Genomic DNA, 17,833 nt, shown 5'->3' with positions numbered 1-17,833 from the left:
TATATTACTGACCGGTCAGTCAGTAGTGTGACCGTTACATCCACATCAGCTCGCCGTGCTCGGCCGCTGTCTTCACCGAGTTCCTGCCATGAACAAGCCGCTGTTCGTCGCCACCCTCATCAGTCTGTCCGCGCTGGGCCTGGCGGGTTGTGCCAAAAAAGAAGCCCCGCCCGAGCCGGTGCGCGCCGTGCGCACCATCACTGTCAGCGGCAGCGAAACGGTGGCCGCGCACGAGTATGCGGCCGAGATCCGCGCCCGCACCGAGTCCCGTCTGGGTTTCCGGGTAGGTGGCAAGCTGCAGAGCCGGTCGGTGAACCTGGGCGATTCGGTGCGTGCCGGCCAGTTGCTGGCGCAACTGGACGGGCAGGACCTGCGCCTGGGCCAGGACGCCGCGCGCGCTGCGTTGGCCGCTGCCCAGACCAACCTCGATCAGGCCAGCGCTGACTACAAGCGCTTCAAGGAGCTGCGCGACCAGGGCTTCATCGGCGCCGCCGAACTGGAGCGCCGCGAAACCGCCATGAAGACGGCCCGCGCGCAGCTGGACCAGGCCAAGGCGCAAGCCTCGGTGCAAGGCAACCAGGCTGGCTATGCCTCGCTGGTGGCCGACGCGGCCGGCGTGGTGACCGCGGTCGAAGCCGAGCCGGGCCAGGTGGTCGGCGCCGGCACGCCGGTGGTTCGGCTGGCGCACGACGGCCCGCGCGACGCGGTGTTCTCAGTGCCGGAAGACCGTGTCGGGGCGGTGCGGCAACTGCTCGGCAAGGTCGATGCCATCACGCTGCAGCCCTGGGGTACGGGTGATTCCGTCAAGGCCACGGTGCGTGAGATCGCTGCTGCGGCCGACCCGGTGACCCGCACCTTCCTCGTCAAGGCGGATCTGGGCAAGGCGGCCGTGCGCCTGGGCCAGACGGCCAGCGTGCGTGTCGCAGGCCAGGCCGTGGCGGGCGTGATCCGCCTGCCGCTGACAGCCGTGGCCGAAGCCAAGGGCCAGACGGTGGTCTGGTTGCTGGACCGCGGCCAGATGGCCGTGCGCAGCCAGCCGGTGGTCGTCGCCGGGGCCGACGGCAACACCGTGGTGATCCGGCAAGGCGTGAAGCCGGGTGACGAGGTGGTGGTGGCCGGCACCCACATGCTGACGGCCGGTTTGAAGGTCAAGCCCTTCGTCGAAGTGGCGTCCGCCGCGCCCAAGGTCATCCCGGCCTCGGCGTCGATGCCGGCGCCGGTTGCCTCGAACTGAACCCGAACCGCCCCACGTCGAACAACGAGAACAAGAGCATGAGCGATTCCCAAGGTTCGCGATTCAACATCTCGCGCTGGGCGCTGGACCATGCGCCGCTGACCCGCTACCTGATGGTGGTGCTGATGGTGCTGGGCCTGGCGGCCTACTTCCAGCTCGGGCAGGACGAAGACCCGCCGTTCACCTTCCGTGCGATGGTCGTGCAGGTCTTCTGGCCCGGCGCCTCGGCCCAGCAGATGGCCGAGCAGGTGACCGACAAGATCGAACGCACCCTGCAGGAGGTGCCGCACTCCGACGTCATCCGCAGCTACACCAAGCCGGGTGAGTCGCTGACCATCCTGCAGTTGAAGGACTCGTCGCCGCCGAAAGAGGTGACCGACGTCTGGTACCAGGTGCGCAAGAAGGTTGGTGACATGCGCGGCACGTTGCCGTCCGGCGTGATCGGCCCGTTCTTCAACGACGAATTCGGCGATGTGTACGGCTCGATCTACGCGCTGTCGGCCGACGGGTTCAGCACCGAAGAACTGCGCCGCTACGCCGAGGACGTGCGCTCGCAGCTGCTGCGGGTGCCAAACGTCGCCAAGGTTGAACTCTTCGGCGTGCAGGCCGAGAAGCTGTTCGTCGAGATTTCGCAGAAACGCCTGGCCCAGCTCGGCCTCGACATGAACCAGGTGATCGCCCAGCTCAACGCGCAAAACGCGGTCGAGGGCGCGGGCACGCTGAACGCCACCAGCCAGAACCTGCAGGTGCGCGTGGCGGGTGCTTTCACTTCGGTGGAAGACCTGCGCCAATTGCCCATCCGCGCGGTGAACGCGTCCACCGGGGTGGCCAGCTCGCTGCGTCTGGCCGACATCGCCGACATCCGCCGCGAGTACGTCGACCCGCCATCGGTGATGGTGCGCCATCAAGGCCAGCAGGTGCTGGCCATGGGCGTGTCCATGGCCAAGGGCGGTGACATCATCGAGCTCGGCAAGGCGCTGAATGCCAAGACCGCCGAGATCAAGGCCAAGCTGCCGCTGGGCGTGGAGCTGCAGCAAGTGCAGGATCAGCCGAAATCCGTGTCGCGCTCGGTCAACGAGTTCGTCGGGGTGCTGATCGAAGCCGTGGTGATCGTGCTGGCGGTCAGCTTCCTGAGCCTGGGCCTGCACCTGCGGCCGTTGCGCGTCGACGTGTGGCCGGGTCTGGTGGTGGGCATCACGATTCCGCTGGTGCTGGCGATCACCTTCGTGACGATGTTCTATTGGGGCGTCGGCCTGCACAAGATCTCGCTCGGCTCGCTGATCATCGCGCTCGGCCTGCTGGTCGACGACGCGATCATCGCGGTCGAGATGATGGTGCGCAAGCTCGAGGAAGGCTACGACAAGCGCACCGCGGCCACCTTCGCCTACGACGCGACCTCGATGCCGATGCTGACCGGCACCTTGATCACCGCCGCCGGCTTCCTGCCGATCGGCCTGGCCAAGTCGGCGGTGGGCGAATACACCTTCGCGATCTTTGCCGTCACCTCCGCCGCGCTGGTGATCTCGTGGGTGGTGTCGGTGTACTTCGTGCCGCTGCTGGGCGCCTGGTTGCTGAAGACCAAGAAGACGCACCAGGGCGAGGCGCACGAGCTGTTCGACACGCCGTTCTACAGCCGCTTTCGCAAGGTGGTGGACTGGTGCGTCGAGCACCGCTGGGCGACGATAGGCGTGACCCTGGCCATCTTCGCGCTGGGCATCGCAGGCATGGGCAAGGTGCAGCAGCAGTTCTTCCCCGATTCGAGCCGACCCGAGCTGCTGGTCGACCTGTGGCTGCCCGAAGGCACGACGATCCAGGCCACCGATGAGGTCGCGCGCCGCTTCGAGAAGCGCATCGCCAAGGAGCCGGGCGTCGAGAGCGTGACCGGCTGGGTGGGCAGCGGCGTGCCGCGCTTCTACCTGCCGCTGGACCAGATCTTCCCGCAGGCCAACGTCAGCCAGTACATCGTGCTGCCCAAGACGCTGGAAGACCGCGAAGTGCTGCGCAAGAAGTTGCCCGAGATCCTGGCCAACGAGTTCCCCGAGGTGCGCGGCCGCAGCAAGCTGCTGCCCAATGGCCCGCCGGTGCCTTACCCGGTGCAGTTCCGCGTCGTCGGCTCGGACATGGAGAAAGTGCGCCAGTGGGCTGACGAGGCCAAAGAGGTACTGCGCAAGAACCCGAGCATGCGCGGTGTCAACGACAACTGGAACGAACGCATCAAATCGCTGCGGCTCGAGATCGACCAGGACAAGGCCCGCGCCCTCGGCGTGACCAGCCAGTCGATCGCCCAGGCATCGCGGGTGATGCTGTCGGGCAGCACCATCGGCCAGTTCCGCGAAGGCGACCGGCTGATCGACATCGTCTTGCGCCAGCCGGCCGACGAGCGCAATGCCATCACCGACATCGGCAACGCCTACATCCCGACGACCACCGGCCGCAGCATCCCGCTGGCGCAGATCGCGCAGATCGGCTTCGGCTGGGAGCCCGGCGTGCTGTGGCGCGAAGGCCGCAAGTACGCGGCGACGGTGCAGGGCGACGTGGTCGACGGCGTGCAGGGCGCCACGGTGACGAAGGAAGTCTGGCCAGAGATGGCCAAGCTGCGCGAGCGCATGCCCGAGGGCATGGACATCGAGATCGCCGGCGCCGTGGCCGAAAGCTCGAAGGGGCAGGGCTCGATCGCTGCCGGCGTGCCGCTGATGATCTTCATCATGTTCACCCTGCTGATGCTGCAGTTGCACAGCTTCTCGCGCACGGTGCTGGTGGTGCTGACCGCGCCGCTGGGCATTGCTGGCGTGGCGGGTGCACTGCTGCTGCTGAACCGTCCGTTCGGCTTCGTCGCGCTGCTGGGCTTCATTGCGCTGGCCGGCATGATCATGCGCAACTCGGTGATCCTGATCGACCAGATCGAGCAGGACCGCGGGCGTGGCGTACCGACCTGGACCGCGATCGTCGAATCGGCGGTGCGACGCTTCCGGCCGATCGTGCTGACGGCCGCGGCGGCGGTGCTGGCGATGATCCCGCTGTCGCGCAGCGTGTTCTGGGGCCCGATGGCGGTGGCCATCATGGGCGGCCTGATCGTGGCCACGGTGCTGACGCTGCTGGCCTTGCCGGCGATGTACGCGGCCTGGTTCCGCGTACGGCGCGAGACGACGTAGATCCGCGGAAATAGGTAAAGCTCAGTACGGTTCGGCGATTCAGAGCCGTACCGGAGCCCAGTAGAATACGCGGTTTACCGGTTCGCCTGGCGCGAGCGGCCTGCGGCGCAAATGCGCTTCGGGCGGCGAGCGCCAGAAGCTTTTTCAAGAAGGCTGGGTCGACAAAGCCGGCTGGCGGGCGCGCCGGCCGGTCGGCTCACTGGCTTTTCCCGCGCGGGTGGCGAAATTGGTAGACGCACCAGGTTTAGGTCCTGACGCCTTCACGGGCGTGCCGGTTCGAGTCCGGCCCCGCGCACCAGACACGCAACGCAACCAGAGTTCGCACCATGTCAGTCAACGTTGAAACCCTCGAGAAGCTCGAACGCCGCATCACCCTGACGCTGGCGGCCACCGAGATCAATTCGGAAGTCGAGTCTCGGCTGAAGAAGCTGGCCCGCACCGTCAAGGCCGACGGTTTCCGTCCGGGCAAGGTGCCGATGTCGGTCGTGGCCCAGCGCTACGGCTACTCGGTGCAGTACGAGGTGATGAACGACAAGCTGGGCCAGGCCTTCACGCAAGCCGCCAACGAAGCGCAACTGCGCGTGGCCGGTGTGCCCAACATCACCCAGAAGGACCAGGCGCCCGAAGGCGTGATGGCCTTCGACGCGACCTTCGAGGTTTATCCCGAGGTGAAGCTGGGCGACCTGAGCGCGGCTGAAGTCGAGCGCGTGTCGGCCGAGGTCGACGAAGCGGCGATTGACAAGACGGTCGAAATCCTGCGCAAGCAGCGCCGTACCTTTGCCCAGCGCCCGGCCGCCGAAGGCGCCGAGGTCGGCGACCGCGTGACGATCGACTTCGAAGGCAAGATCGACGGCGAGCCGTTTGCTGGCGGCAAGGCCGAAGGCTTCCAGTTCCTGATCGGCGAAGGCCAGATGCTCGAGCAGTTCGACTCGGCCGTTCGCGGCATGAAGGTCGGCGAATCAAAGACCTTCCCGCTGCAGTTCCCGGCCGATTACCACGGCCAGGACGTGGCCGGCAAGGAGGCCGACTTCATGGTCACGATGAAGAAGATCGAGGCCCAAAATCTGCCCACCGTCGACGAGGCCTTCGCCAAGTCGCTGGGTATCGCTGGCGGCACGGTCGAGGCGCTGCGCGCCGACGTGAAAAAGAACCTGGAGCGCGAGGTCAAGTTCCGCGTGCTGGCCCGCAACAAGGCGGCCGTGATGGACGCGCTGGTCAAGACCGCCGAGCTGGACCTGCCCAAGGCCCTGATCGAAGCCGAAGTGGGCCGCCTGACCGAAGGCGCCCGTGCCGACTTGAAGCAGCGTGGCGTGAAGGATGCCGAAACGGCGCCGATTCCGGCCGAAATCTTCACCCCGCAAGCCGAGCGCCGTGTGCGCCTGGGCCTCGTGGTGTCGGAGCTGGTGCGTCAGAACAACCTGCAAGCCAAGCCCGAACAGCTGCAGGCCCACATCGAGGAGATGGCGCAGAGCTACGAGAAGCCGGCCGAGGTGGTGCGCTGGTATCTGTCGGACCGCCAGCGCATGGCCGAAGTCGAGGCGGTTGTGATCGAAAACAACGTCACCAACTTCGTCCTGGAGAAGGCCAAGGTCACCGACAAGGCCCTGCCGTTCGATGAGCTGATGACCGCCTGATCTTCCCTGGCGTTCACCCAGAAAATCGCCCGGCCCAGGCCGGGCTTTTTTTCGCCCGATCAGGCGGCTTGACGTCGGCTTCATAATGAGGCCAACACCCACAACAAATGAATTGCACGAGGCATCTGTCATGAGCGCACTGGACACACAAGCCCTGGGCATGGTCCCGATGGTGATCGAGCAGTCGGGCCGCGGCGAGCGGGCGTACGACATCTACTCCCGCCTGTTGCGAGACCGCATCGTTTTCCTGGTTGGCCCCGTCAATGACCAGAGCGCCAACCTGGTGGTGGCGCAGCTGCTGTTCCTGGAAAGCGAAAACCCGGACAAGGACATCTTCTTCTACATCAACTCGCCGGGCGGCAGCGTCAGCGCCGGCCTGTCGATCTACGACACGATGCAGTTCATCAAGCCGGACGTGTCGACGCTGTGCATCGGCATGGCCGCCAGCATGGGCGCCTTCCTGCTGGCAGCGGGCGCCAAAGGCAAGCGTATCGCGTTGCCGAACAGCAAGATCATGATCCACCAACCGCTGGGCGGCGCGCAGGGCCAGGCGACGGACATCGAGATCCACGCCCGCGAGATCCTGAAGACCCGCGAGCAGTTGAACCGCATCCTGGCAGAACGCACCGGCCAGCCACTGGAAAAGATCCAGGCCGACACCGAGCGCGACTACTACATGAGCGCCGAGGAAACACGGGCTTATGGCCTGATCGACCAAGTGATCGAAAAGCGCGGCATTCCGAGCGCTTGACTTCACGTTTTCCTGATCGCCGGCATGGCCGGCGCTTGCTCTATCATTGACCCAGGCTTCCCAGGCCCTAATCCGCACTCCCATGCCCGACAAGAAAGGCGCCTCTGGCGAAAAAGTCCTCTACTGCTCTTTCTGCGGGAAGAGCCAGCATGAGGTCAAGAAGCTCATCGCCGGGCCGTCCGTGTTCATTTGCGACGAGTGCATCGAGCTGTGCAACGACATCATTCGTGATGAAGTGCCGGCCGAAGGTGCCTCCGCCAAGGCGGCCAAGTCCGACTTGCCGGTGCCCAGCGAAATCAAGGCCAGCCTCGACCAGTACGTGATCGGCCAGGACCCGGCCAAGCGCACGCTGGCGGTGGCCGTTTACAACCACTACAAGCGGCTGAAGCACCTGGGTGCCAGCAAAGACGAAGTGGAGTTGGCCAAGAGCAACATCCTGCTCATCGGCCCCACCGGCTCGGGCAAGACGCTGCTGGCGCAAACGCTGGCCCGCCTGCTCAACGTGCCTTTCGTGATTGCCGACGCCACCACGCTGACCGAAGCTGGCTACGTGGGTGAAGACGTCGAAAACATCATCCAGAAGCTGCTGCAGAACTGCAACTACGACGTCGAGCGGGCGCAGCGCGGCATCGTCTACATCGACGAGATCGACAAGATCTCGCGCAAGGCAGACAACCCCAGCATCACCCGCGACGTGTCGGGCGAGGGCGTGCAACAGGCGCTGCTGAAGCTGGTCGAGGGCACGATGGCTTCGGTGCCCCCGCAAGGCGGCCGCAAGCACCCGAACCAGGACTTCCTGCAGATCGACACCACCAACATCCTGTTCATCTGCGGCGGCGCCTTCGACGGGCTTGAAAAGGTCATCCAGAACCGCACCGAGAAGTCGGGCATCGGTTTCGGTGCCACGGTGCACAGCAAGTCCGAAAAGCGCGTTTCCGAGGTCTTCCGCAACGCCGAGCCGGAAGATCTGGTCCGCTTCGGCCTGATTCCTGAGCTGGTCGGTCGTCTGCCGGTCGTTGCCACGCTGGGCGAGCTGACCGAAGAGGCGCTGGTCCAGATCCTTGTCGAGCCGAAGAACGCGCTGGTCAAGCAGTACCAGAAGCTGTTCTCGATGGACGGCGTGGAGCTGGAAATCCGCCCTTCAGCGCTGGTGGCCATCGCCCGCAAGGCCCTGGCCCGCAAGACGGGGGCCCGCGGCCTGCGTTCGATCATGGAGCAGTCGCTGATCGACACCATGTTCGACTTGCCCACGCTCGATGGCGTGGCCAAGGTGGTGGTGGACGAGCACATCATCGACGAGGGCGGCAAGCCCCTCCTGGTCTATCGGGAACAGGCCAAGGCAAGCGCCTGACCCGCTTTTCCGGGTTTTCATTCCCTCAGAGGCGGCTAACCTGATTGAGCCCCGCACGGCCGCCCGAAGGGGCTCTCGTTACCGCTTGGCGAGACTGGCCACAGGCTAGAGGGTGCACTGCACTGTTGACCCAGGCTTCTTGTAGTTACCCAGCTTCTTGCAATCCACCGCTCGGGCCCCATGTGGGCACGAGAAAGTGAGGCATCTCTCATGTCAGGACACCCGATTCTCCCCGCCGAACCGATCACGCTGCCGCTGCTCCCGCTGCGCGACGTGGTGGTTTTCCCCCACATGGTGATTCCATTGTTCGTCGGGCGGCCCAAATCCATCAAAGCGCTTGAAGCCGCGATGGAAGCCGGCCGGCAGATCATGTTGGTGGCGCAAAAAGCCGCTGGCAAGGATGAGCCGCGCCCGGACGACATGTTCGAAGTCGGTTGTGTTTCCAGCATCCTGCAGATGCTGAAACTGCCCGATGGCACCGTGAAGGTGTTGGTCGAAGGCGTGCAGCGCGCATCGACGCTGAGCATCAACGACAACGGCGAGCACTTCGTCTCCGAAGTGATGCCGATCGAACCGGGTGGCGAAGCCTCGCCCGAGGTCGAAGCCCTGCGCCGTGCCGTGACGCAGCAGTTCGACCAGTACGTCAAGCTCAACAAGAAGATCCCTCCCGAGATCCTGACCTCCATCGCCGGCATCGATGATCCGGGCCGCCTGGCCGACACGATCGCTGCGCACCTGCCGCTGAAGCTCGAAGCCAAGCAGTCGGTGCTGGATCTGTTCGATGTTGCGAAGCGGCTGGAGAAGCTGCTGGAGCAGCTCGAACACGAAGTCGACATCCTGCAGGTCGAAAAGCGCATCCGTGGCCGCGTCAAGCGCCAGATGGAGAAGAGCCAGCGCGAGTACTACCTGAACGAGCAGGTCAAGGCGATCCAGAAGGAACTGGGCGACGGCGAAGAAGGCGCCGACCTGGAAGACCTGGAGAAGAAGATCAAGGCCGCGCGCATGCCCAAGGAAGCGCGCAAGAAGGCCGATGGCGAGCTGAAGAAGCTCAAGCTGATGTCGCCGATGTCGGCCGAAGCCACGGTGGTGCGCAACTACCTGGACACGCTGATCAACCTGCCTTGGTCGAAGAAGACCAAGATCAAGCATGACCTGGGCAATGCCGAGGTGGTGCTGAACGAAGACCACTACGGTCTGGACAAGGTCAAGGACCGCATCCTCGAGTATCTTGCGGTGCAGCAACGCGTCGACAAGGTCAAGGCGCCAATCCTGTGCCTGGTCGGCCCCCCGGGCGTGGGCAAGACCTCGCTCGGTCAGTCGGTCGCGCGTGCCACCGGGCGCAAGTTCGTCCGCATGGCGCTGGGCGGCGTGCGTGACGAGGCCGAGATCCGCGGCCACCGCCGTACCTACATCGGCTCGATGCCGGGCAAGGTGTTGCAGAGCCTGTCGAAGGTGGGTACGCGCAATCCGCTGTTCCTGCTCGACGAGATCGACAAGCTGGGCATGGACTTCCGTGGCGATCCGTCATCGGCGCTGCTGGAAGTGCTCGACCCCGAGCAGAACCACACCTTCAGCGACCACTACATCGAGGTCGATTTCGACCTGAGCGATGTGATGTTCGTGGCGACCTCGAACTCGATGAACATCCCGCCGGCCCTGCTGGACCGGATGGAAGTGATCCGCCTGTCGGGCTACACCGAGGACGAAAAGCTCAACATCGCGCAGCGCTACCTGTTGCCCAAGCAAGCCAAGAACAATGGCGTGCTCGACAACGAGATGGAAGTGACCGAAGCGGCCATCCGCGGAATCATCCGCTACTACACCCGCGAAGCCGGTGTGCGGTCGCTCGAGCGTGAGATCTCGAAGATCTGCCGCAAGGTGGTCAAGGGCATCCAGCTCAAGACCTACGACGGCAAGGTCGTCGTCACCGACGAGAACCTGAACGAGTTCCTGGGTGTTCGCAAGTACGACTTCGGTCGTGCCGAGAAAACCAACCAGGTCGGCCAGGTCGTCGGCCTGGCGTGGACGGAGGTGGGTGGTGATCTGCTGACCATCGAAGCCACCTCGATGCCGGGCAAGGGCAACATCATCCGCACCGGTTCGCTGGGCGACGTGATGAAGGAATCGGTCGAGGCCGCACGCACGGTGGTGCGCAGCCGCGCACGCCGCCTGGGCATCAAGGACGAGCTGTTCGAGAAGCGTGACGTGCACGTGCACGTGCCCGATGGCGCAACGCCGAAGGACGGCCCGAGCGCAGGCGCGGCGATGACCACTGCCTTCGTCTCTGCACTGACCGGCATCCCGGTCAAGGCGCATGTGGCGATGACCGGTGAAATCACGTTGCGCGGCGAGGTGACGGCCATCGGCGGATTGAAGGAAAAGCTGCTGGCGGCGCACCGTGGTGGCATCAAGCTCGTGATGATTCCGGAAGAGAACGTGAAGGACCTGCAGGACATTCCGGACAACGTGAAGAGCCACCTCGAGATCGTGCCGGTGCGCTGGATCGACAAGGTGCTCGAAGTGGCGCTGGAATCAATGCCGGCACCGTTGCCTGATGACGAGCCCGCCTCGACCGACGCTTCTGCTGCAAAGCAGGAGAAGGGCACCGGCGCACCGGTCGCGGCGTCCGATACCCTGCCTCATTGAGGCCCCCAGGGCCGGGCGGTGCCCGGCCCGCCCCCACGGGGATCAAGAAACTCGGGGAGCGGCCCGCCGTTTCTCGAGAGGTGTTGCGGCAGGCCCGCAAGTCGCTCTGCAAAATCTGCACAGTGACTTGCGGGAAGCCCAAAAATCCTCCTATAATCTTTGCTTCCCTGTTGCGCTGGGGACGCAGTCGAAAGACAGCGAATCACAGCGAGCGACACCAAGCGCGTCAGCAGGGAAAGTGTTCCGTCAGGAGCCATGCGGGAATAGCTCAGTTGGTAGAGCGCAACCTTGCCAAGGTTGAGGTCGCGAGTTCGAGCCTCGTTTCCCGCTCCAGAATGCCGTGAAGGGAAGCTGATCAGCTTCCCTTTTTTATCAGGCACGCTGGGCATGGCGAGTGAAGGGCACGGCATCGGTTGAGTGCGGCGCGGTAGCAAAGCGGTTATGCAACGGATTGCAAATCCGTCTAGCCCGGTTCGACTCCGGGCCGCGCCTCCAGCACCGATGACACCATGCGGGAATAGCTCAGTTGGTAGAGCGCAACCTTGCCAAGGTTGAGGTCGCGAGTTCGAGCCTCGTTTCCCGCTCCAAACACCTGAAGGGAAGCTGTTCGCAGCTTCCCTTTTTCGTTTCCGGGGCGCACGCGCCGGATGCGTTCAGGACCCAGGTTAGGTTCCCACGCGGTGCGTCGCGATGCGCATCGCTCGTATCATCTTTGTGCCCGCCCGGATGGCGAAACAGGCAGACGCAGCGGACTTAAAATCCGCCGCCCTTTCATCGGGGCATACCGGTTCGAACCCGGTTCCGGGCACCACCTGACGCTGACGTTCAGTGACGGCGACGATGTTGCTGCGGCGTCTTCAGATCTGAATGCGCTGTACCGGCAACGTGCGACCCAACCCGCTGAGGGCCATGCGGGCCAGCAGGTCTGGGTCGCCGGTGGTCTGCAATTCGACGGTGGCCGCCGCGTCGGCATGCTCAGCCGACGGTGCGAGCAGGTCGACGGCCCGCCGCGCCACCGCATCTGCGGTGTCCAGCAGGCGGATGCCGGGCCCGAGGCGTGCCGCAATGCGTTCGGCCACGAAGGGGTAGTGCGTGCAGCCCAGCACCACGGTGTCGATGCCCAGCGAGGCCAGCGGAGCGCAATACAGATCGAGCAGACGATCGACCTCGGCCAGGCCGGCTTCGCCGCGTTCGATGGCAGCCGCCAAGCCATTGCAGGGCACGGGATGCACCTGGCAATCCGGCGCGTGGCGCCTCACGAGGTCCGCATAGCGTTCGCTGGCCAGCGTCGACGGCGTCGCCATCACCGCGATGCTGCGCCTGGCGCTGGCCAATGCGGCCGGTTTGACGCCCGGCTCGACACCAACGAAGGCCACGCCAGGATGGCGGGTGCGCACCCCATCCACGGCCCAAGCCGTGGCGGTGTTGCAGGCGATGACGACCACGCGGGCCCCTTGATCGACGAGGTGATCGACTACGCGTTCGGAGCGTTGCTGCACATGGGCTGGATCACGGTCGCCATAAGGCGCATGGCCCGCATCGGCCACGTAAAGCAGCGGCGCTTGCGGCAATTGGCGGTGCAACGCACGCAGGACCGACAGGCCGCCGACGCCCGAATCGAAGACGCCGATGAGCGATGAGCTTGCGCTGGCGTTGCGTGCAGCCCTGGCTGCTCGGAGGGTGGCGGGCAAGGGGGTTGGCGACGTCATGGCGGCGGGCAGTCTACCCGGCCGGCGGCGCGCGCGGGTTGCATTGGCGTTGGCGCAAGATGTGCCAACTGTCGCCCAGACGACTGGTGTTTCTGGGGTCATGCACCTAAAATAGCACGACCGTTCGATTTATCCTTCGTGCTGCGTCACACACGCAAGCACGTTGGGCACCACGCCGGTTTCACCCCGCTTGGGCATTGGTGCAACCACTAGAATCCCGCAGTTAACGTAAACGTCAATTCAGACCATCGGTCCGACAGGAGCAACGCGACATGAAGGTATTGGTAGCCGTCAAGCGCGTCGTCGACTACAACGTGAAAGTTCGCGTGAAGTCCGACGGCACGGGGGTGGACATCGCCAACGTCAAGATGAGCATGAACCCCTTCGACGAAATTGCCGTCGAAGAGGCTGTGCGCCTGAAAGAGAAGGGCGCCGTCACCGAGGTGATCGCCGTCTCCTGCGGCGTCACCCAGTGCCAGGAAACCCTGCGCACCGCGATGGCGATCGGCGCCGACCGCGCCATCCTGGTCGAGACCGATGCCGAACTGCAGCCGCTGGCCGTGGCCAAGCTGCTGAAGGCACTGGTCGACAAGGAACAGCCGGGCCTGGTGATCCTGGGCAAGCAGGCCATCGACGACGACTGCAACCAGACCGGCCAGATGCTGGCCGCGCTGGCCGACCTGCCGCAAGCCACCTTCGCCTCGAAGGTCGAGATCGTCGACGGCGGCGTGAACGTCACGCGTGAAGTCGACGGCGGCCTCGAGACGCTGAAGCTCAGCACGCCGGCCGTGGTGACCACCGACCTGCGCCTGAACGAGCCGCGCTACGTGACGCTGCCGAACATCATGAAGGCCAAGAAGAAGCCGCTCGAAGTGGTGAAGCCGGCCGACCTGGGCGTCGATGTGGCCCCGCGCCTGAAGACCTTGAAGGTCGCCGAGCCGCCCAAGCGCGGTGCGGGTGTGAAGGTGCCGGACGTGGCCACGCTGGTGGCAAAGCTGAAGAACGAAGCGAAGGTGATCTGAGATGGCTGTCCTCGTCATTGCTGAACATGAACACGGCACCTTGAAGGGCGCCACGCTGAACACCGTGACCGCCGCTTCGCAGTGCGGCGGTGATGTGCATGTGCTGGTCGCCGGCTCGAACGCCTCCGGTGCCGCCCAGGCTGCCGCGCAGATCGCCGGCGTTGCCAAGGTGCTGCACGCCGACGACGCGCGCCTGGCCGAGCAACTGGCCGAAGACGTGGCTGCGCAGGTGCTGGCGATCGCCGGCAACTACAGCCACATCCTGTTCCCGGCCACGGCCCACGGCAAGAACGTGGCCCCGCGCGTGGCTGCCAAGCTGGACGTGGCGCAGATCAGCGACGTCACCAAGGTCATCAGCGCCGACACCTTCGAGCGCCCGATCTACGCCGGCAACGCGATCGCCACCGTGCAAAGCGCCGACAAGGTGAAGATCATCACCGTGCGCACGACCGGCTTCGACGCCGCGGCGAGCGGTGGCTCGGCCGCCGTGGAATCGGTGGCTGCGGTGGCCGGCAACGGCAAGTCCAGCTTCGTCGGCCGCGAGGTCACGAAGAGCGACCGCCCCGAGCTGACCGCCGCCAAGATCATCGTCTCCGGTGGTCGCGCGCTGGGCTCTTCGGACAAGTTCAATGAGGTGCTGACGCCGCTGGCCGACAAGCTGGGCGCCGCGCTGGGCGCCAGCCGCGCTGCCGTCGACGCGGGCTACGCCCCGAACGACTGGCAGGTCGGCCAGACCGGCAAGATCGTGGCGCCACAGCTTTACATCGCTGCCGGCATCTCCGGCGCGATCCAGCACCTGGCCGGCATGAAGGACTCCAAGGTGATCGTCGCGATCAACAAGGACCCGGAAGCGCCGATCTTCAGCGTCGCCGACTATGGCCTGGAGGCGGATCTGTTCACCGCCGTGCCCGAGCTGATCAAGGCCCTCTGAAGCTGACAGGCGCGCGGCATTGACGGCCGCGTGCCACGACTTTTCAAAGGGCGCCGCTGTGCGCCCTTTTTCTTGAATCCCCAGGAGACTGCAGTGACCTACCGCGCACCCGTCAAGGACATGCTGTTCGTGATGAAGGAACTGGCCGGCATCGACGCCGTGGCCCAGCTGCCGGGTTTTGAAGACGCCGGTTTCGACACGGCCCAGGCTGTGCTCGAAGAATGCGCCAAGCTGAACGAGGACGTGGTCGCGCCGTTGAACGTCGACGGTGATGTGAACCCGTCGGCGTTCAAAGCGGGCGTGGTCCACGCGACCCCGGGCTTCAAGGAGGCGTTCCAGCAGTTCAGCCAGGGTGGCTGGCAGGGCCTGCACCACCCGACCGACTTCGGCGGCCAAGGCCTGCCCAAGCTGATCCACGCCGCGTGCCAGGAAATGGTCAACGCCGCGAACCTGAGCTTCGCGCTGTGCCCGCTGCTGACCGACGGCGCGATCGAGGCGCTGCTGACGGCAGGGTCCGACGAGCAGAAGGCGACCTACATCCCGAAGCTGATCGACGGCACCTGGACCGGCACCATGAACCTGACCGAGCCGCAGGCCGGCTCGGACCTGTCGATGGTGCGCACCAAGGCCGAGCCGCTGCCCGACGGCACCTACAAGATCTTCGGCACCAAGATCTTCATCACCTGGGGTGAGCACGACATGGCCGAGAACATCGTCCACCTCGTGCTGGCCCGCGTGGTTGGCGCGCCGGAGGGCGTGAAGGGCATCTCGCTGTTCATCGTGCCCAAGTTCATGCTGAACGCCGACGGCTCTCCCGGTGCGCGCAACGACGTGCACTGCGTCAGCATCGAGCACAAGATGGGCATCAAGGCCAGCCCGACCGCGGTGCTGCAGTACGGCGACCACGGCGGCGCGATCGGCTACCTGATCGGCGAAGAGAACCGCGGCCTCGAGTACATGTTCGTGATGATGAACGCGGCGCGCTTCGGCGTTGGCGTGCAAGGGCTGGCGGTGGCCGATCGTGCCTATCAGCGCGCGGTGGCCTATGCCCGCGAACGCGTGCAATCGCGCCCGGTCGACGGCTCGATGAACACGGCCGCGCCGATCATCCACCACCCCGATGTGCGTCGCATGCTGATGACGATGCGCGCCAACACCGAAGGCTGCCGTGCGATGGCGCTGGTCGGTGCCGCGGCGTTTGATGCCGCCCACCACCACCCGGATGCGGCGACGCGCCAGCAGAACCAGGCGGTCTACGAATTCCTGGTGCCGCTGATCAAGGGCTACTCGACCGAGATGAGCCTGGATGTCACGTCGCTGGGCGTGCAGGTGCACGGCGGCATGGGCTTCATCGAAGAGACCGGTGCGGCGCAGCACCTGCGCGACGCGAAGATCCTGACGATCTACGAAGGCACGACCGCGATCCAGGCCAACGACCTGGTCGGTCGCAAGACGTCGCGCGATGGCGGCCGTGTCGCGAAGGCGATTGCCGGCCAGATCGAGACGACCGAAGCTGCGTTGATGAAGCAAGGCGGTGCCGCAGCCCAGGCGATGGCCAAGCGCCTCGGTGTTGCGCGCCAGGCCTTCCTCGACGTGGTCGACTTCGTGGTCGCCCAGTCCAAGACCAATCCGAACGCGGTCTTCGCCGGCAGCGTGAACTACCTGCTGCTGGCTGGCAACCTGGTCGCCGGTTGGCAGATGGGCCGTGCGTTGCTGGCCGCAGAAGCCAAGCTGGTGGCGGGTGAAGACACCGAGTTCATGAAGGCCAAGATCGCCACCGCGCGCTTCTACGGCGACCACATTCTTTCGAAGGCGACCGGCATGCGCGACAGCATCGTCGACGGCGCCGCGAGCATCACCGACATGGCTCTGGAGGCCTACTGATGTCCATGCCCGCGATCCTGAAGAACCTGCCGCTGCCGATCATCGGCGCACCGCTGTTCATCATCTCGAACCCCAAGCTGGTGATCGAGCAGTGCAAGGCGGGTGTCGTCGGCTCGATGCCGGCGCTGAACGCGCGCCCGGCCGAGCAACTGGACGAGTGGCTCGCCGAGATCACCGAGACGCTCGCGGCGTACAACAAGGCCAACCCCGACAAGCCGGCGGCACCGTTCGCAATCAACCAGATCGTGCACAAGAGCAACGAGCGCCTCGAGCACGACCTTCAGGTCTGCGCCAAGTACAAGGTGCCTATCATCATCACGTCGCTCGGCGCGCGCACCGACGTCAACGATGCGGTGCACAGCTGGGGCGGCGTGGTGCTGCACGACGTGATCAACAACACCTTCGCGAAGAAGGCGATCGAGAAGGGTGCGGATGGCCTGATCGCCGTGGCGGCCGGTGCCGGCGGCCACGCGGGCGTCAAGAGCCCGTTCGCGCTGATCCAGGAGATCCGCGAGTGGTTCGATGGCCCGCTCGCCTTGTCGGGCGCCATGTCGACCGGCGGGGCCGTGCTGGCTGCGCGGGCGATGGGGGCGGACTTCGCCTACATCGGCTCGGCTTTCATTGCGACCGACGAGGCCCGGGCGATCGATGGCTACAAGCAGGCCATCGTCGAAGGTTCGAGCGACGACATCGTCTACTCGAACCTGTTCACCGGTGTGCACGGCAACTACCTGAAGCGCTCGATCCTGTCCGCGGGCCTGGACCCGGACAACCTGCCGCAGAGCGACCCGTCGAAGATGAACTTCGGCGGCGATGCGAAGAAAGCCTGGAAGGACATCTGGGGCTGCGGTCAGGGCATCGGCGCGATCAAAGAGGTGCAGCCGGCGGGCCAGTTGGTCGCGCGACTGGCGCGCGAGTACCGCTCGGCGCTGGCCCGGGTGGCGGCCTGAGGCCGTTCAGCCAGATTCGGTCACGAGGCTGGCATCGCAGCCGGTGGCCGAGGCGATCCAGCGCCGGGCCAGCCGGCTCAGCAGCGGGGCCAGCGGTGTCGGCAGCCAAGGCATCACGCGGATCGGATCGCTGACCAGGCTGCAGAGGTAGCGGCCGTCGTTGTCGCTCCATTGCAACGCGTCACAAGCGCCTACGCGTTTTCGGCTGACCAGCACACCGACCGGGCAGGGTTCGGCCGCACAACACAGGCCGCAGCCATTGCACGGCGCCCCTTCAGCCGGCTTCGGCGGGGCGTCGAGATGCAGGTGGATCACCCGGGAAGTCGGCGAAGAAGGGCTGCTCACTTTCGCCAGTGTGGCGCCGATCGCACGCTTGCTGTCATGCAAGTAACGCCCATCGCCCACTGCAATTCCACGTACAACGACGCGGGACCACCGGTGTTACAGTGCCGTCCGTGAGTATTTAGGTCCTTCTGTGTCCCCTTGCTGGTTGACTTCAACAGCAAGGCGGGTCGCTAGTCCGCCAACCGGTAGAGCCGGGCCGCGGAAGGTTGATCAACCCATCGGAG

Annotated in this window: 12 protein-coding genes and 5 tRNA genes; 15 read left to right on the top strand and 2 right to left on the bottom strand. The window is 65.2% G+C overall.

Going from position 1 to position 17,833, the window contains the following annotated elements; translation table 11 throughout:
• The first annotated feature begins 88 nt into the window (after positions 1 to 88).
• From VFY73_RS10170 to VFY73_RS10120, 11 genes are all read left to right on the top strand, one after another.
• On the top strand, positions 89 to 1,234 hold the full coding sequence (locus VFY73_RS10170) for an efflux RND transporter periplasmic adaptor subunit (protein ID WP_329718255.1): 1,146 nt from the start codon (positions 89 to 91) through the stop codon (positions 1,232 to 1,234).
• A 38-nt stretch (positions 1,235 to 1,272) separates the two neighbouring features.
• Positions 1,273 to 4,386: an efflux RND transporter permease subunit gene (locus VFY73_RS10165; RefSeq protein ID WP_329718253.1), complete on the top strand. Its 3,114-nt coding sequence runs from the start codon at positions 1,273 to 1,275 to the stop codon at positions 4,384 to 4,386.
• A gap of 211 nt (positions 4,387 to 4,597) precedes the next feature.
• Positions 4,598 to 4,684 (top strand) — tRNA-Leu (locus VFY73_RS10160).
• A gap of 28 nt (positions 4,685 to 4,712) precedes the next feature.
• Positions 4,713 to 6,020: a trigger factor gene (gene tig / locus VFY73_RS10155; protein ID WP_329718251.1), complete on the top strand. Its 1,308-nt coding sequence runs from the start codon at positions 4,713 to 4,715 to the stop codon at positions 6,018 to 6,020.
• Between the two features lie 130 nt (positions 6,021 to 6,150).
• Positions 6,151 to 6,771, top strand: a complete 621-nt coding sequence (gene clpP, locus VFY73_RS10150; protein ID WP_329718249.1) for an ATP-dependent Clp endopeptidase proteolytic subunit ClpP — start codon at positions 6,151 to 6,153, stop codon at positions 6,769 to 6,771.
• 82 nt (positions 6,772 to 6,853) lie between these two features.
• Positions 6,854 to 8,122, top strand: a complete 1,269-nt coding sequence (gene clpX, locus VFY73_RS10145) for an ATP-dependent Clp protease ATP-binding subunit ClpX (protein WP_329718247.1) — start codon at positions 6,854 to 6,856, stop codon at positions 8,120 to 8,122.
• A gap of 210 nt (positions 8,123 to 8,332) precedes the next feature.
• A complete protein-coding gene (lon, locus tag VFY73_RS10140) occupies positions 8,333 to 10,768 on the top strand; it encodes an endopeptidase La (protein WP_329718245.1) in 2,436 nt (811 codons plus the stop codon).
• Positions 10,769 to 11,025: 257 nt separating this feature from the next.
• Positions 11,026 to 11,101 (top strand) — tRNA-Gly (locus tag VFY73_RS10135).
• Between the two features lie 88 nt (positions 11,102 to 11,189).
• Positions 11,190 to 11,263: transfer RNA gene (locus VFY73_RS10130), tRNA-Cys, on the top strand.
• A 16-nt stretch (positions 11,264 to 11,279) separates the two neighbouring features.
• Positions 11,280 to 11,355, top strand: a tRNA-Gly gene (locus tag VFY73_RS10125).
• A gap of 133 nt (positions 11,356 to 11,488) precedes the next feature.
• Positions 11,489 to 11,579, top strand: a tRNA-Leu gene (locus VFY73_RS10120).
• 46 nt (positions 11,580 to 11,625) lie between these two features.
• On the opposite strand, the gene murI is transcribed toward VFY73_RS10120, so the two are convergent.
• Positions 11,626 to 12,477: a glutamate racemase gene (gene murI, locus VFY73_RS10115; RefSeq protein ID WP_329718243.1), complete on the bottom strand. Its 852-nt coding sequence runs from the start codon at positions 12,475 to 12,477 to the stop codon at positions 11,626 to 11,628.
• Positions 12,478 to 12,749: 272 nt separating this feature from the next.
• Between murI and VFY73_RS10110 the strand changes: the two genes are divergently transcribed.
• From VFY73_RS10110 to VFY73_RS10095, 4 genes are all read left to right on the top strand, one after another.
• Positions 12,750 to 13,499, top strand: coding sequence for an electron transfer flavoprotein subunit beta/FixA family protein (locus VFY73_RS10110; protein WP_329718241.1), 750 nt, complete (start codon positions 12,750 to 12,752; stop codon positions 13,497 to 13,499).
• 1 nt (position 13,500) lies between these two features.
• Positions 13,501 to 14,430 carry an electron transfer flavoprotein subunit alpha/FixB family protein gene (locus VFY73_RS10105; RefSeq protein WP_329718240.1) on the top strand — a complete coding sequence of 310 codons (930 nt, stop codon included), beginning with the start codon at positions 13,501 to 13,503 and terminating at the stop codon, positions 14,428 to 14,430.
• Between the two features lie 93 nt (positions 14,431 to 14,523).
• On the top strand, positions 14,524 to 16,314 hold the full coding sequence (locus VFY73_RS10100) for an acyl-CoA dehydrogenase (protein WP_329718238.1): 1,791 nt from the start codon (positions 14,524 to 14,526) through the stop codon (positions 16,312 to 16,314).
• Complete coding sequence (locus VFY73_RS10095; protein WP_329718236.1) at positions 16,314 to 17,264, top strand: nitronate monooxygenase family protein; 951 nt, start codon at positions 16,314 to 16,316, stop codon at positions 17,262 to 17,264. The genes VFY73_RS10100 and VFY73_RS10095 overlap by 1 nt, the downstream gene beginning before the upstream one ends.
• Positions 17,265 to 17,270: 6 nt before the next feature.
• On the opposite strand, the gene VFY73_RS10090 is transcribed toward VFY73_RS10095, so the two are convergent.
• Entirely contained in the window at positions 17,271 to 17,609 is a 339-nt protein-coding gene (locus VFY73_RS10090; protein WP_329718234.1) for a hypothetical protein, read from the bottom strand.
• Between the last annotated feature and the right edge of the window lie 224 nt (positions 17,610 to 17,833).

This window comes from Ideonella sp. (assembly GCF_036277275.1).
Classification (GTDB): Bacteria; Pseudomonadota; Gammaproteobacteria; order Burkholderiales; family Burkholderiaceae_C; genus Ideonella.
The sequence above is the reverse complement of the archived record's forward strand: the minus strand, read 5'-3'. Positions and strand labels throughout refer to the sequence as shown.

Excerpts from the sequence above, each read along its gene's own strand:
- tig (WP_329718251.1), top strand. The coding sequence starts at position 4,713 with ATGTCAGTCAACGTTGAAACCCTCGAGAAGCTCGAACGCCGCATCACC.
- clpX (WP_329718247.1), top strand. The coding sequence starts at position 6,854 with ATGCCCGACAAGAAAGGCGCCTCTGGCGAAAAAGTCCTCTACTGCTCT.
- VFY73_RS10095 (WP_329718236.1), top strand. The coding sequence starts at position 16,314 with ATGTCCATGCCCGCGATCCTGAAGAACCTGCCGCTGCCGATCATCGGC.
- VFY73_RS10165 (WP_329718253.1), top strand. The coding sequence starts at position 1,273 with ATGAGCGATTCCCAAGGTTCGCGATTCAACATCTCGCGCTGGGCGCTG.
- lon (WP_329718245.1), top strand. The coding sequence starts at position 8,333 with ATGTCAGGACACCCGATTCTCCCCGCCGAACCGATCACGCTGCCGCTG.
- VFY73_RS10105 (WP_329718240.1), top strand. The coding sequence starts at position 13,501 with ATGGCTGTCCTCGTCATTGCTGAACATGAACACGGCACCTTGAAGGGC.
- murI (WP_329718243.1), bottom strand. The coding sequence starts at position 12,477 with ATGACGTCGCCAACCCCCTTGCCCGCCACCCTCCGAGCAGCCAGGGCT.
- VFY73_RS10110 (WP_329718241.1), top strand. The coding sequence starts at position 12,750 with ATGAAGGTATTGGTAGCCGTCAAGCGCGTCGTCGACTACAACGTGAAA.
- clpP (WP_329718249.1), top strand. The coding sequence starts at position 6,151 with ATGAGCGCACTGGACACACAAGCCCTGGGCATGGTCCCGATGGTGATC.
- VFY73_RS10170 (WP_329718255.1), top strand. The coding sequence starts at position 89 with ATGAACAAGCCGCTGTTCGTCGCCACCCTCATCAGTCTGTCCGCGCTG.